This window comes from Vibrio sp. Vf1514, assembly GCF_052076135.1.
Classification (GTDB): Bacteria; Pseudomonadota; Gammaproteobacteria; order Enterobacterales; family Vibrionaceae; genus Vibrio; species Vibrio furnissii.
Genome location: NZ_CP197267.1, coordinates 2,959,943 through 2,975,284, shown reverse-complemented (window position 1 = coordinate 2,975,284; position 15,342 = coordinate 2,959,943). Strand labels below are relative to the sequence as shown.

At 53.2% G+C, this 15,342-nt stretch carries 10 protein-coding genes; 2 read left to right on the top strand and 8 right to left on the bottom strand.

Translation table 11 applies throughout. From position 1 onward, the window contains the following. Positions 1-84 precede the first annotated feature (84 nt). The 3 genes from spoT to gmk all read right to left on the bottom strand — a co-directional run bounded on the left by spoT (position 85) and on the right by gmk (position 3,242). Positions 85-2,205 (bottom strand): bifunctional GTP diphosphokinase/guanosine-3',5'-bis pyrophosphate 3'-pyrophosphohydrolase, encoded by a 2,121-nt coding sequence (gene spoT, locus ACS18Q_RS13800; RefSeq protein WP_014204296.1) that lies wholly within the window; start codon positions 2,203-2,205, stop codon positions 85-87. Positions 2,206-2,243: 38 nt separating this feature from the next. Then, positions 2,244-2,516, bottom strand: a complete 273-nt coding sequence (gene rpoZ, locus ACS18Q_RS13795; RefSeq protein WP_004728487.1) for a DNA-directed RNA polymerase subunit omega — start codon at positions 2,514-2,516, stop codon at positions 2,244-2,246. Between the two features lie 102 nt (positions 2,517-2,618). Beyond that, complete coding sequence (gmk, locus tag ACS18Q_RS13790; protein ID WP_014204297.1) at positions 2,619-3,242, bottom strand: guanylate kinase; 624 nt, start codon at positions 3,240-3,242, stop codon at positions 2,619-2,621. A 394-nt stretch (positions 3,243-3,636) separates the two neighbouring features. Between gmk and ACS18Q_RS13785 the strand changes: the two genes are divergently transcribed. Further along, a complete protein-coding gene (locus tag ACS18Q_RS13785) occupies positions 3,637-4,302 on the top strand; it encodes a 7-cyano-7-deazaguanine/7-aminomethyl-7-deazaguanine transporter (RefSeq protein ID WP_004728490.1) in 666 nt (221 codons plus the stop codon). A 93-nt stretch (positions 4,303-4,395) separates the two neighbouring features. Here the strand turns inward: ACS18Q_RS13785 and ACS18Q_RS13780 are convergent, their stop codons facing one another. Further along, complete coding sequence (locus ACS18Q_RS13780; protein ID WP_004728491.1) at positions 4,396-6,099, bottom strand: sodium:solute symporter family protein; 1,704 nt, start codon at positions 6,097-6,099, stop codon at positions 4,396-4,398. 12 nt (positions 6,100-6,111) lie between these two features. Next, a complete protein-coding gene (locus ACS18Q_RS13775) occupies positions 6,112-6,378 on the bottom strand; it encodes a DUF4212 domain-containing protein (protein ID WP_004728492.1) in 267 nt (88 codons plus the stop codon). 426 nt (positions 6,379-6,804) lie between these two features. Between ACS18Q_RS13775 and ACS18Q_RS13770 the strand changes: the two genes are divergently transcribed. Further along, positions 6,805-8,550, top strand: coding sequence for a potassium/proton antiporter (locus ACS18Q_RS13770; protein ID WP_004728493.1), 1,746 nt, complete (start codon positions 6,805-6,807; stop codon positions 8,548-8,550). 2 nt (positions 8,551-8,552) lie between these two features. On the opposite strand, the gene ACS18Q_RS13765 is transcribed toward ACS18Q_RS13770, so the two are convergent. From ACS18Q_RS13765 to ACS18Q_RS13755, 3 genes are all read right to left on the bottom strand, one after another. After that, positions 8,553-9,182, bottom strand: a complete 630-nt coding sequence (locus tag ACS18Q_RS13765) for a response regulator transcription factor (RefSeq protein ID WP_004728494.1) — start codon at positions 9,180-9,182, stop codon at positions 8,553-8,555. 187 nt (positions 9,183-9,369) lie between these two features. After that, on the bottom strand, positions 9,370-12,948 hold the full coding sequence (gene pulA, locus ACS18Q_RS13760; protein ID WP_441257167.1) for a pullulanase-type alpha-1,6-glucosidase: 3,579 nt from the start codon (positions 12,946-12,948) through the stop codon (positions 9,370-9,372). Between the two features lie 379 nt (positions 12,949-13,327). Next, entirely contained in the window at positions 13,328-15,124 is a 1,797-nt protein-coding gene (locus ACS18Q_RS13755) for a protein-disulfide reductase DsbD (RefSeq protein ID WP_441257649.1), read from the bottom strand. Between the last annotated feature and the right edge of the window lie 218 nt (positions 15,125-15,342).

Here is a 15,342-nt window from a genome sequence, read left to right as displayed (position 1 = left end):
TGGCAAATGGCGGCACGATTTGGGTCTCTCGTAAAATAAAAAAGCCCTTGATAGGTGGCTATCAAGGGCAGTGTACAGTGTGAGTTAGTACTTTCTGCGCCTGACTTTCAGCGCATTGGGCATCGCACGAATTTTACGCATGATGCCCGCCAGATGGACGCGATCTTTGGTGGTCAGCGAGACCGTCACGGTGTAGAGGCGACCATCTCGTTCTTCGGTCGACAAGCCATGAATGTTCGATCCGGTATTGGAGATCACGTTGGTCAGCTCAGCGAGTGCGCCTTGACGGTTTTGCATGTCCACACGCAGATCGGCAATGAACTCTTGCTCGTAATCTCGACTCCATTCCACGGCCATGTACTTATCCGGTTCACGTTGATAACCGCGCACGTTCGGGCAGGTTTCGCGGTGGACCACCAAACCTCGGCCCGGTGACACGTGGGCAATGATCGAATCGCCTGGAATTGGATGACAACAGTTGGCGAACGTCAGCAGAATGCCTTCCGCACCGCGAATCGGCAGTTTCTTCTTCGGTTTGCTGTCTTTGGTGTCCAGCTCCGTCAGTTCGTCAGCATCGCCGAGGAGGCGACGTGCGATGACGATACTCATCAACTCACCCAGACCAATTGCGGCCAGCAGATCGTTTTCAGACGCGATCTTGAGATCACTGAGCACATGTTTGATGTTGTCTTCACTGATGTCACTCAGAGACAAGTCGCCCAGCGCATGGTTGAGCAGACGGCGGCCTAAGGTGATCGACTCTTCACGGCGCATGGTTTTCAGCACTTGACGAATCTTGGTGCGCGCACGTGAGGTGACCACGTAGTTGAGCCATGCTGCGTTCGGGCGAGCGCCCGGCGCGCTGATGATTTCAACGGTTTGGCCGTTTTTCAGCGGTTTGCTCAGTGGGTACGGTGTGCGATCAACACGCGCGCCGACACAAGTGTTGCCCACATCGGTGTGCACCGCATACGCAAAGTCAACCGCGGTGGCGCCGACAGGCAGTTCCACAATGCGGCCTTTGGGCGTGAAGACGTAAATCTCATCTGGGAACAGATCGGATTTGACGTTTTCAATAAATTCGAACGAGTTACCGGCGCTTTGTTGTAGCTCAAGCAGGCTTTGCATCCAGCGCTGCGCTTTAATCTGCGCGGTGGTGCCAGCGCGATCGCCGTTGGCTTTGTAAGACCAGTGTGCCGCGACCCCTTTGTCTGCCATTTGATCCATGTCTTCGGTACGGATCTGCACTTCCACCGGCACGCCGTGCGGGCCGACCATGGAGGTGTGTATGGATTGGTAACCGTTGGCTTTGGGGACGGCGATGTAATCTTTCATACGCCCCGGACGCGGCTTGTACAGGCTGTGTACCTGACCGAGCACGCGATAACAGGTATCGGCAGTGTCGACCACCACGCGGAACGCGTAAATATCCATAATGGTGTGAAAACGCTGTTCTTTGGTTTTCATCTTGTTGTAGATGGAGAACAGGTTCTTTTCGCGACCCACCACGCGAGCAGGCAAGCCCACTTCTTGCAAACGGCCTTCGATTTCACTGTGAATGCGCTGAATCATCTCTTTCCGGTTACCGCGCGCGGCTTTCACCACTTCTTTCAGGACGCGATAACGGTTGGGATACAGGGCTTCAAAGCCCAGCTCTTCGAGCTCGGTTTTGATGTTGTGAATGCCGAGGCGGTGTGCCAACGGGGCGTAGATTTCTAGTGTTTCACGGGCAATGCGACGTTTTTTGTCTGGGCGAAGGGCGCCCAACGTGCGCATGTTGTGAGTCCGGTCTGACAGCTTGATCAGGATGACGCGAATGTCCTGCACCATGGCCAGGACCATTTTTCGAAAGTTCTCAGCCTGGGCTTCTTTGCGATCGCGGAATTTGAGTTTGTCGAGCTTCGAAACGCCGTCCACCAGTTCTGCCACGGCATGGCCAAACTGAGCTTCGAGGTCTTCTTTGGTGACGTCACAATCTTCGATAACATCATGCAGGAGGGCGGCTTGCAGCGTTTCTAAATCCAAACGCATTTCTGCCAGAATTCGAGCTACGGCAACAGGGTGGATAATGTAAGGTTCGCCGCTGGAGCGGGTTTGCCCTTCATGGGCATCTCGTGCCACCACATAAGATTGGCGCAGAGCCTCAATTTGAGGCTCTGTGAGATATTCCTGGGCAACATCTTTGAGGCTATCGAATAGATACAAATTTCAGGCCCGAGTGTTGATTAATTCCTGATGCAGAATTAACGGTTGTGCACGATGCTGCTCACCGCTGCCAATTCTGCTGCTTCTTGCTCTTGCTGCTCTTGGCGTTCACGTGCGTCTAGCACATCTTTCGTGATAAGACCTTCTTCGATTTCGCGTAGAGCGATAACCGTTGGCTTATCGTTCTCTTCCGGCACCAGTGAGTCTTTACCGCCAGTTTGCATTTGACGAGCGCGGCGAGCCGCAATCAGAACTAGGTCGAAACGGTTGCCAACTTTTTCAACAGCGTCTTGAACAGTTACGCGTGCCATGAGAACTCCAAATAGTTAACTAAAATGTTGAATGACGAGAAAGTATACAGCCTAACGCGTTGAGATACTAGCGACAGGCTGGCCAATTTCATGGTGGCGGGCTTAGTCCGCCAGAAGTGCAGCCAGCATACTGCTATATTTAGCAGCTTGCTTATCCTGCTTCAATCTTTCTGCACGCATGATGGCTTTAAAATCCATCAGTGCGACATCGAAATCGTCGTTGATGATCACGTAGTCGTATTCGCTGTAGTGCGAAATTTCTGACTGCGCTTCACTCATCCGTTTTGCAATCACTGCTTCGCTATCCTGGCCGCGCGTGTTTAAACGACGTTCCAGCTCTTCTTTGGATGGCGGCAGAATAAAGATGCTTTTCGATGCTGGCATCTGTTCGCGGATTTGACGCGCACCTTGCCAGTCAATGTCCAAAAAGACATCAATACCTTTATTTAGCGTGTCCTCAATCCAGACACGGGATGTGCCGTAGTAGTTTCCGAACACTTCGGCGTACTCCAAAAACTCGCCTTTGCCAATCAAGTCTTCGAAGTGTTCCTTCTGAACGAAGTGATAGTGCACGCCGTCTTGTTCGCCCGGGCGCATGCCGCGCGTGGTGTGCGAAACGGACACTTTCATCGCGTACGTTGGATTGCGTTCCAACAGCGCCGCGATCAAGCTCGATTTGCCTGCGCCACTTGGTGCAGAGACGATGTATAGAGTACCTTTGCCCATCTGTTCGGTTCCACTTTGGGTTGGGATTGTGTGCTCACGCGTGTGCGTGCAACACCCTAAAAGATAGCACTGGCCCGCATTTGTTCATTCAGAGGATGAATTTTAGGCCAGAAAAATGGAGGCGAAGATTAGCACGATCCTTTGGATCTTCTCAAGCAAAAGGTCACCGAATGAGATCGGTTTCGTGGTATGAGTGATCGGGGCAGAACACAATCATTTGAGGATAAAAACGTTTGCTATTTTTTGCTCACTTGCAGGGCGAATTGATTACGGTATAATCGCCGCCCTTGACGCTGGCTGCGAGCCAGAACGACGTCAACACGAACATTGATGCGTGAAGCTGCGGCTTCCATTTGGGTTCCCTCGCCCCCAAAACAAACTAAAAAGGTACACAATGAGTAACTTTACCCCTGCGCAGCAGCGCAAAGCTTTATCCTATCTCGTTCTATTTCACCTGGTGATCATTGCCTCGAGCAACTATCTGGTGCAGATTCCATTTACCGTGTTTGGCTTCCATACCACGTGGGGCGCTTTCACGTTCCCGTTTATTTTTCTGGCAACCGACCTAACGGTGCGTATCTTTGGGGCGCCAATGGCCCGCAAAATCATCTTTTTGGTGATGTTGCCGGCGCTGTTGGTGTCATATGGATTGTCGGTGGTGTTCTTTGAAGGTCAATTTCAAGGTGTGGCGCCGCTGAGTGAATTCAACCTGTTTGTCGCGCGTATCGCGGCAGCAAGCTTTATGGCGTATCTGCTCGGCCAAATTATGGACGTGCATGTGTTTAACCGCCTGCGCCAATTGAAGCAGTGGTGGGTCGCGCCTACGGCATCTACGCTGTTTGGGAATGCGCTCGATACCATCGCGTTCTTTGCGATTGCTTTTTATCAAAGTCCCGATCCGTTTATGGCGCAGCACTGGACGGAAATCGCGCTGGTGGATTACAGCTTTAAATTGATCATCAGTTTGGGGCTATTCGTGCCAATGTACGGTGTGCTGCTCAACTACCTGATCCGCAAACTGACGGCGGTGAATCCGAATTTTTCGGTTGCCAAAGCGTAGACAAAACGTGGTGAATTGCCAAAGAAAAGCCCGGGACATATGCCCGGGCTTTTTTGTGGAGAGAATCCCTACAATTCGCTCCTCTGGAGAGGATTAATGGTCGTGAGCAGCACCGGCACCTTTCGGATAACGGATAGACTCCACCATGTCTTGAACTTCATTCGGGACTTCGGCGGTGAACTTGTTCACGACGATTGAGACCACAAAGTTCAGACACATACCCAGTGTACCGATGCCTTCTGGGCTGATGCCGAAGAACCAGTTGTCTGGCGTGCTTGCCGCTGGGTTAATGAACTTGAAGTAGATGATGTACGCTGCGGTGAAGACAATACCAGCGACCATACCGGCAATCGCCCCTTCTTTGTTCATCTTCTTGTAGAAAATACCCAAGATGATGGCTGGGAAGAAGGAGGCGGCAGCCAAGCCGAAGGCGAACGCAACCACCTGCGCCACAAATCCGGGCGGGTTAATCCCCAAGTAACCGGCACCGATGATGGCCACGATGGCCGCCAAACGCGCCGCGAGCAGCTCTTGTTTGTCGGTCATATTGGGTCGGAAGCCTTTTTTCAACAAGTCATGTGAAATCGAGGTTGAGATCACCAGCAGCAGACCTGCTGCAGTTGACAGTGCTGCGGCTAAGCCACCTGCAGCCAGTAGGCCGACGACCCAGTTTGGCAATTTGGCCAGCTCTGGCGATGCCAGAACGATGATGTCACGGTTGATGCTCATCTCGTTACGTTCGTCGCCCGAGTAGAACATGCGGCCATCGCCGTTCTTATCTTCCCAGCCGACTAGGCCAGTGCTTTCCCAGTTCTTATACCAGCTTGGTGCTTGATCCCCCGGCACGCCTTGCATGTCCGGACCGTTGATGGTGTCGATCATGTTGACGCGAGCAAACGCAGCCACACCCGGTGCAGTGGTGTACAGCAATGAAATGAACAGCAATGCCCAACCTGCCGAGATACGCGCATCACGGACTTTCGGCACGGTGAAGAAACGGATGATGACGTGGGGGAGACCCGCCGTACCCACCATCAGCGCGGCGGTGATGAAGAACACATCCACCATGCTCTTGTTCCCTTGGGTATACGCGGTAAATCCGAGTTCTTGGGTTAAGCCATCGAGTTTATCCAGCAAGTACACATCGCTACCGGCAACGGTGGAACCCATGCCCAGTTGAGGCAGCGGATTCCCTGTCATCATGATTGAGGTAAAGATGGCGGGCACAAGGAAGGCGAAAATGAGCACACAGAATTGAGCCACTTGCGTATAAGTGATGCCTTTCATGCCACCCAGTACGGCGTAGAAGAACACGATCGCCATACCAATGATGATACCCATGTTGATGTCAACTTCGAGGAAACGAGAGAACACCACACCCACACCACGCATCTGTCCGGCCACGTAAGTGAACGAGACGAAAATCGCACAGAATACCGCAACCATACGGGCGGTTTTGGAGTAGTAACGCTCACCAATGAAGTCAGGCACGGTGAACTGGCCGAACTTACGCAAGTAAGGTGCTAAACACAGTGCCAACAGCACGTAGCCGCCCGTCCAACCCATCAGGTAAACCGCGCCATCGTAACCGATGAAAGAGATGATCCCGGCCATGGAGATAAAAGAAGCCGCTGACATCCAGTCGGCTGCCGTGGCCATGCCGTTTGCCACCGGGTGAACCCCACCGCCGGCGACATAAAATTCACTGGTGGATCCCGCACGTGCCCAAATCGCGATACCGATGTACAGCGCAAATGAGAGACCAACCAGAATAAACGTCCAAGTTTGAATATCCATTTCTAAACCCTCTTAGTCTTCATGTACGTTATATTTCTTGTCGAGCGCATTCATGCGCGCAACGTAAATAAAGATTAGGGCGACAAAGGTGTAGATAGAGCCTTGCTGGGCAAACCAAAAGCCGAGTTTAAAGCCGCCAATTTGAATGGTGTCCAGCGCATCGACAAACAGCACGCCGGCCCCGTATGACACAAGGAACCACACTGCGAGCAGTGCGCCCATAATTCCCAAGTTTTCCTTCCAGTAGGCTTGAGCATGTTCTGTTGATTCGAACGCCATGGCCTTCTCCTTCCGTTTCTATTCCTGATGAGATGTTGTGTTAACGCAATGTTACGATTTGTAATCTAGCAGTGTTTTGGCAAGGGATCTGTGCAACTTTAGTCGTGACGTTTTTTGTTTAAAACGCTTTAAAATCAAAGCGTGTCTGCGAGTTTGTGATGTGTGTTTTATGTTAAGGTGATGTTAAATTAGCCAAAGGTCTAACACCAGAACGTCATAAAATTGTGCTCAGATAACGTTTTGATGCGAAATTGGTGTCATGAGCGTGAGGGCAAGATCGGCGCAAGTCTTATGCCATGAGAACTTGGTGGTATTTGTTTACACAAACTTTTCGTAAAAGTGGGGAGTTTTCGTGCACAATAGGCGAGCAGCGGGCGGTGGGGTTCCACCGTATAATAACAACAATTTAATCAAGGGAGCTAAAGAGTGGACGCGATCACCATCAACAGCTTTTTTCTGATTGGCGCATTACTTATCGCGCTTAGCGTTCTCTTAAGCCCTGTATCCTCAAAATTGGGTATTCCAATTCTTTTGGTGTTTCTTGCCGTCGGTATGGTGGCTGGGGAAGATGGGCTCGGGGGCATTTTATTTGATAATTATCCGGTTGCGTATTTGGTGAGTAACCTCGCGCTGGCGGTGATATTGCTCGACGGCGGTATGCGCACTCGGGTGGCAAGTTTTCGAGTGGCATTTTGGCCCTCGGTATCGCTTGCGACCGTGGGGGTGGCGATTACCACCATGTTAACGGGATTGATGGCGGCATGGCTATTTGATCTCGATTTGATGCAAGGGATTTTGGTTGGCGCGATTGTCGGCTCGACCGATGCGGCAGCGGTATTCTCGCTGCTGAAAGGACGCAGCCTGAACGAACGTGTCGGCGCTACACTGGAAATTGAATCGGGGACCAACGACCCGATGGCGGTCTTTTTGACCGTGACAATGATTGCCGTGCTGGGCAGCCAAGGCACCGATCTGAGCGCAGGTTTTCTGGCGCTGAGTTTTGTGAAGCAGTTTGGTTTGGGGGCATTGCTCGGCCTGTGTGGCGGTTGGCTACTGTGGAAACTGATTAACCGCAGCCAATTGCCAGAAGGGCTGTATTCGATTCTGACCATCAGCGGTGGTTTGATCATTTTTGCGTTGTCGAATGCGCTGGGCGGCAGTGGCATTTTGTCGATTTATTTGGTGGGGTTACTGATTGGTAACCGTCCAACGCGCAGCCGCCACTCGATTTTGAACGTGCTGGATGGCATGACGTGGTTGTCGCAAATCGGCATGTTCTTGGTGCTGGGGCTGCTGGTGACGCCGTCGAATCTGGTGTCGATCATGCTACCGGGTCTGGCATTGGCGTTTGGGATGATCTTGTTTGCGCGTCCTATTTCGGTTTGGATTGGCCTGTTGCCATTCAAGAGCTTTACCGCGCGTGAAAAATGGTTCATCTCTTGGGTGGGTCTGCGCGGCGCTGTGCCGATCATCCTGGCGGTATTCCCGATGATGGCCGGTCTGCCGGGCGCGCAGCTCTACTTTAACTTGGCGTTTTTCGTGGTCATGGTGTCGCTGATTGTGCAGGGTGGAACGCTGACCAAAGCGATGTCACTGGCGAAAGTGGAATTGCCATCTAAACCGGAGCCGATGTCTCGCACGGGCGTGGAAATTTTCCCGACCAGCGAGTGGGAGCTGTTCATCTATAAGCTGAAACAGGAAAAATGGTGTATTGGCGAGCCACTGCGTAATCTCTTCATGCCTGAGGGCACGCGGATTGCGGCGCTCTTCCGTCAGCAGCAGTTGCTTCACCCATCGGGCAGTACCAAGCTGGAAGAAGGCGATACGCTGTGTGTGTTGGCGCAGGAAAAAGATCTGGAAGCCTTGAGTCAGTTGTTTAGTGAAGCGCCTGAAAAAGCGTCATTGGCGCGATTCTTTGGTGACTTCTTCCTAGACATCGATGCGAAGTTGTCCGATGTGGCGATGATTTACGGTTTGGATCTCGGTGAACTCAATGATGAGAAAACCCTGAAGGACTTGGTGACCGAACACCTTGGCACCACGCCGGTTCTTGGTGACCATTTTGAGTGGCACGGCCTGTATTGGGTTGTGGCGGATGTGGTGGACTGGCAGGTGGTGAAAGTGGGTCTGCGTCTGCCAGCCGAGAAAGATATTCAGGAAGCGAGCGAGTAAATTTACTCGCTGATCTCCTTCAACAGGATCACCGCCTGCGTGCGGTTTTTCACCCCAAGTTTTCGGAAGATCGCCGTCATGTGTGCTTTGATGGTGGCTTCCGAAACATTCAACTCATAAGCAATCTGCTTATTCAATAAGCCGTCCGATAACATGCCCAGAACCTTGTATTGCTGGGGGGTGAGGGCGGCTATTTTTTCCGCCAGATCGTTGCACGCGCCTGCATTTGCGATCAGCCCTTCCGGAAAGTATGGTTCGCCGTTCAACACCTGATTAATCGCACTGATTAAGCTGCGCATGTCGCTCGATTTGGGAATGAAGCCAAACGCGCCGTGGCTTTTAACTTGTGACACCACCGACGGCTCTTCACTGGCCGACACGACCACAATCGGCAAATCCGGGTGTTCGGCGCGCAGGTGGATTAGCCCAGACATGCCATTGGCTCCGGGCATTTTCAAATCCAGCAGCAATAGGTCCGGCTCCGATCCTTTGTCGAGCAATGCAAGCAGCGCTTCGAGCGAATCGGCTTCAAGAAGGTTCGCCCCACTGACTGCCATGTGCACCGATTGGAACAAGGCATTGCGAAATAGCGGATGATCATCGGCGATGATGATGGTGTAGGTCGAGTCCATGACGTTAAACACTTTGAACAAATAAGTTAATGAAATTATTGTCCGCTTTGAAAATATGGACAATGCTCACACACTAAAAGTCTGAACTGTATCCCTATTTTGGGTCAGATCGCTGCAACAACAAAAAAAAAGCGCTGAGCGTCGTATGCTACGCTCAGCGCAAAGGTTATGGACAATGTGTGATGACTTAATTCGTGATTGGGGCTTCAAAAACGGCGACAGACCAAGCCGGAACGGACAGCTTGCCGTCGTCTACGCTGGCACCAAAGCCGATTGAATCACTGCCCGCCTGTTGTTGAATGCTATGCAGCTGATAGCCACTGGCATCCACGCCGGCGAAATTGCTAACCGCGGTCGGTGATGCGTTGAGAACCACGATCAGGCCACTGCGCTCAGCATCGATGGTTGAATCGAACACGTCGGTGCTGTTGTTGATGCTCATCACGATCAAGCCAGGAATTTGAGTGCTTCCGGTGTTGTGGAAGGCAACGCGTTTGATGATCTCGCTGCCTTTGCCTAACGTCAGCAAACCGGATGAGGCGCGCAATTGGGCCATCTCCATAAAGTAGCGGTTCATCGCTGCGATGTTGTCTGCGCCTGGATTCGCCGCTTCACCTGCTCCGGTGATCACTTGGGTGATGATGTCCCAGTTGTCGCCATCTTTATCAGAACGAGGCAAGCCCACATCCCAGTTGTTGCCTTGCATGCTAAAGTCGACGCGGTTGAACCAGTCGCCCGAGTCGTACGAGTCGCGCTGCATGGATTTCGAGCGTAGCAGTTCGCTGCCCATGTGGATAAACGGCACCCCTTGCCCTAGCATGGCGGATGCGAGGCTGACGGCTTGCATGCGGACACGCGTTTCGACGGAGGCGTCATAGGCGATTTTGTACTGGTTGTTGTCCCACAGCGTTTGGTTATCGTGTTTCGAGACGTAGTTTTGGATTTCCCACGCATCTTCCGCATAACCGGCGGGTTGACCGTTGTAGTCCAGCTCTTCACCCGTGATGGTGTTATCTTGACTGTCGATAAAGGTAAACGCTTTGAGGTTACCGGCCATGCCAAGGCGAACCAAATCAGACAGATGCAGCGCGCTGGCCAGAGTGTCGCTCGACGCTAAGTCATTGGGCTGCACGTAAATGCCGTTGCCAAAGCCTTGATTTGAACGCAGAGCGTCTTGACTATCGAATGGGCCGCCGCCACGCACCGCATCACGCAGGCGATCCGAGAAGGAGCCAATCCCGGTGCCGCCTAAGTTGGATTGGCTGGCTTGGGTAAACATACGATCGCCGACCACTTCACCAAAATCCCAACCCTCACCATAGAAGTAGACTTGAGGATCAATCGCTTGTGCGACTTGCAGTGTGTGCTGAATCTGCGCCAAGGGGTGATGGCCCATCAAATCCCAACGGAAGGCATCGATTTTGTAGTCGCGGACCCACGTGGCGATGGAGTCGTCAATCAACTTGGCAAACATGCGGTTTTCTGGCGCGGTGTTGGAACAACACGTGGAGTTCTCAACGCTGCCGGAATACTCATTCAAGCGTTGGTAATACCAAGGTACGATGCGGTCGAGTACCGATTTCGAAGAGGTGCCCGACTCATTGGTGTGGTTGTACACCACGTCCATGACCACATTGAGGCCGACGTCTTGCTTGATCGCCATGACCATCTGACGGAATTCAAGAATCCGCGCTAGGCCATCCGGATCGCTGGCATAAGAGCCTTCCGGCACCGTGTAGTGGAATGGGTCGTAGCCCCAGTTGAAGCTGTCCACATCACGCACAAAGGCGTTCAGGCGTTGCACGGCCTGCGTCTGTTTGTCGTCGCTTTGCAGCGCGCTAAACACATCGGCAATGGTTTGGCTGCTGCTACAGTAGGCGCCAAAGTCGCTGTCGGCACTGACTGTCGGCTGCAGTTCACACAGCTTGCTGAATGGCTGGTCGATATCGGCCACTTGGTCGGGGTCTTCATTGATGGTGGCAATGTCAAACACCGGCAGCAGGTGCAGGTGCGTGACGCCAGAATTCGCCAGCGCTTTCAGATGGCTGACCGCCACGGAATCGCTTTGCGTAAAGGCGGCAAACTTGCCACGGTATTGCGCGGCCATGCTGCTGTCTGATGAGGAGAAATCGCGCACGTGCGCTTCGTACAAGACGAATTGAGATGGGTTGTCTTGTGTATGCGGTGCACTTAAGGTGCCCCAACCGGTTGGCGTTACCTCGGTGCTGTCGAGGTTCACGACCTGACTGTATTCCGAGTTGCGGGCCAAGCTGTGAGAGTATGGGTCGGTGACTTCATACTCTTCCACCTGATCGGTCGCAGGGTGATACACCTTCACGCGGTAGCGGTAAAAATCGCCATGCGTCAGCGCCGTCTCGGCGGCATACCAACTACCGGACGTGTTGTCCCAGTTCATTGCAATGGTTTCTTTGAGCTGTTTGTCGGCATCATAGGCAACCAAATCGACCGATTGCGCGGTCGGGGCCCAGAGACGGAAGCTGGTGGTGTTCCCACTGACGATCGCGCCATATTGCAACTGACTGGCGGTATCGGCGTAGAGGGCATCCAAAGCGCTGGCAGGTTGCACTTCGGTCGCCAGAATTACACCGCTGCTGTCACTTGCGACCAACCACAGCTGGCCTTTGAGCATGGTTTTTAAATCGTGTTGTGCGGTGGAAAAATCAAATTGAAACGCCTTGAAGGCATCGACTAGGTGCGGTTTGCTGCTCTTCCAATCATCACTGCCCGCTTGGCTGGTGGTGATGAGGTCATCAAAACCGGTCACGGTTTTACTGCTGCTGTTAAACGCCAGATCGCCGGTTTCGGAGTAATACAGCGACAGCGATGTGGCATCGAGGCTGGCCACCAGCAGCGTGCTGGCATCGGCAAAAATGGCGCTGGCGCCGCTCAGGGCGACTTGCGTTTGCGGTAACCGGGTTAAAGGTTCGTAATAAACTTTGTCGGTGCCTTTAAACACAAATCCAATCGGGCCAATGACGCTTTGCTTGGCAAAATCAAAACTCAAATCGGCGGTCTGGTAGGTGCCGTTGTCGTTAGGAATGATGTTAATACAGGTGTTTTCATCATTGGTCGGCAGATCCCAATACGCACCGTACGCAGAACTAAAGCCAGTGGGAGCCATCCCCGGCCACGTGGTATTGCTGTCATCAAAACTGGTGCAGGTCTCGTTATTCCACACGTGCAAAGTAAACGCGTCGAGATCACCGTCGGTGCTATTGAAGTAAATACGTGTGGTATTGGCCGCTAAGTCACTGGTTGGAATCAATTCCGGATACACCGCCGCAACCCCTTGCTGAGTGTAGGCGCTGTCGTTTTCTCCCAGTTGGGTCAGATCGATTTTGCCATCGTATTCTCCCAGCACTTTGTTGCCGTCGACACGCGGGATGAAGTTAATACACTGCGTGCTGTCTTGGTTGTAACTGAGCGTCCAGTAGGCACCAAATTCAGGATCAACACCGTCTGCGGGGAGCCCTTGGTTCCAATCCGAGGCGGCACTGGTATCCCCGGCAAAGGCGTTACAGTTGCTGTCGTTCCAGATGTATAAGGTCGCATTGTCGTAGGCCGTACTGTCGGCGCTCAATGTTGTCACGGTGTCGTTGGCTTTGTAGTAGACCGTGACCGTTTGCGTGCCAGTGTCGACGTCATCATCGTCAGACGATGAATTACAGCCGACCAACACTCCCGCGGCGATGATTGGCAACATCGCCTGCCAAAGTACCGAATGAGGCAGAGTAGGTTTGTTCACGTTTGTAGACTCCTGATTGTTATGATCGCCTGGCCATGCTTAGCCCGGCTCTTTTTGCAATCGATATGCTAAAAGCCGGCTGGGGCTACAAAGTGTGAGTCAGTGCCGTAAAGATAATTTGGTGACAGAAAAAATCTCGGCTTGGAGTCCGCGTCACCAAATGTGGTATGAGTTGTAGTGAGCGTTGGCACATATTGAAGGGGGAGGCGCAGGGTGGAGCGGGGGCGGAGGTGTCGCACGGCGCACACAATGTTGTTAGACAGCGGTTGCATTGCACGATCGCTGGTCGTGTGTGCCTGCGGGAGCGTGAAAATTAGGCAGATATTTCAGTCACTTCCTTCATTGACTAAAATATCTGCCATGCCAAAACGGTGACCCGTTATAGCTGATGGTTTTTGAGATGCTGTAAAAACTGCTCGGCAGGTTGAAAGCCGGTGATGCGCGCGTTGGGCACCGATTCGCCTTGAGCATTCCAGAATTCAATCGTGGGTAGCCCCAACACTTGTCGCTGTTTGAGCAGGGCAATGTCTTGCGGCTGGTTGCGTGTGACGTCGGCTTGCAGCAAGACAAAGTTTTTCAGTTTCTGCGCCACATCCGGATGGTGGAAAGTGTACTTGTCAAACTCTTTACACGCCACGCACCAGTCGGCATAGAAATCGAGCATCACCGGTTTGCCAGCCGCTTTGGCGTTGGCCAGTTCGCGGTTGAGATCGTCCACATTGGCAATCCGCGTAAATGCAATCGTCGGTTGTGCCTGCGTGGCTGCGTGTTCTGGCAGCAGCCAATGGTTCAGGAGCGGCTGGGCTGAGGCCAGCAGGCCGAGCATGGCGATGATGCCCAGCAGGCTCTGCTTCCAGCCGGCAAACGGCAGACTGTTTTTAACATGGTACAACCAACCAAACGCAGCGATGCCAAGCAGAGACCACAGCGCGGTGGCCCAGAATTCAGGCAGCAGGCGCTCCAAAAGGAAAATCGGCGCCGCGAGCAGAATAAAGCCGAACAGTGTTTTGACGCGCTCCATCCACATGCCTGCGCGGGGCAGCAGACGGTTACCAAACACCGCCACCAGAATCAGCGGAATGCCCATGCCGAGAGCCAGTGCGTAGAGCGCCACGCCACCGGTGAGTAAATCGCCACTTTGCGCCACATACAGCAATGCGCCGGACAGCGGCGCCGTGGTGCAGGGCGAACACACCAAACCGGAAATCGCCCCCATGGCAAATACGCCCGCGAGGCTGCCGCCTTGTTGTTGGTTACTGAGGTTGTTCAACCAAGTCTGGACGCGGCTGGGCAGTTGTAAGGTGTAAAGGCCGAACATGGAGGCGGCGAGCAGCACAAACAGCGCGCTGAGGCCGATCAGCACGTACGGATGCTGTAAGGCGGCCTGAAATTGCAATCCGGCTGAAGCGACCACCAACCCGAGGAGGGTGTAGGTCAGCGCCATGCCTTGCACATACACAACACTGAGCAGCAGCGCGCGGCGGTGCGACAACTGGCCGCCACCGAGCACAATGCTGGTTAGAATCGGATACATGGGCAGCACGCATGGGGTAAACGCCAGCCCGATGCCGAGCAGCAAAAACAGCAGTGGCGTCCACCAAGCATCGGCCAGTTGTGATGCCAGAGAATCCTGTTGAGACGCGGGTATGCTGCTGGGGGGGATAGCGGCGTTGTCCGTCGATGCGGTTGTGGCTGACGGCGCGGGTGTTATGGCGGCGGCCTGCGTGCCATTGAAACGCTCGATGTCGATCACACGCGTTTCCGGCGGATAACAGAAGCCCGCTTTGGCACAGCCTTGATACTGCACAATCAGACGCGCGCCGTCTTGGTAGTCGCTCAGCGGCAGCGCGAGCGACAACGGCGTGGTGTAAATGGTGACATCCCCAAAGAATTCATCGTGATACGGCTGACCTTGCTGCAACTGATAGTCGCCCAGCGTCACCTTGTCGGCGCTGATGCTGATGCGGTCTTGATAGAGGTAGTAGCCGTCTTTCACTTGCCAATCGAGGTAGATTTGATGGCCTTGTTGAAATGAGCTGAACGGAAAGGCTTCATCGACGGTGACAAAACGCGAGTTACTGCCCAGCGCCAGCGGATTGCTGTTGCCAAAGGCGGCCAGTGCGGGCTGGCTGAGTGCGGCACACAGCAGCAGAAAAAAAGACAAAAATATACGCATCATCGAGACATTCTGAAAAAGTGGACGGTCATACTATACCCAAAAAATCCGCGACTGCGTTTGTTGGTGTCAAATTCTGTGCAACATCAGGCGCACCCGGAGTGTTTGGGGGGGTGTTCGATGAGACCGGTGGAAAGGGGATTTGGTTTCATGTTGGGTCGCAAATGGCGTCAATTTGCTGAAAAACCGTGAGCAAACACCCGCACAGGGCGGGTGCT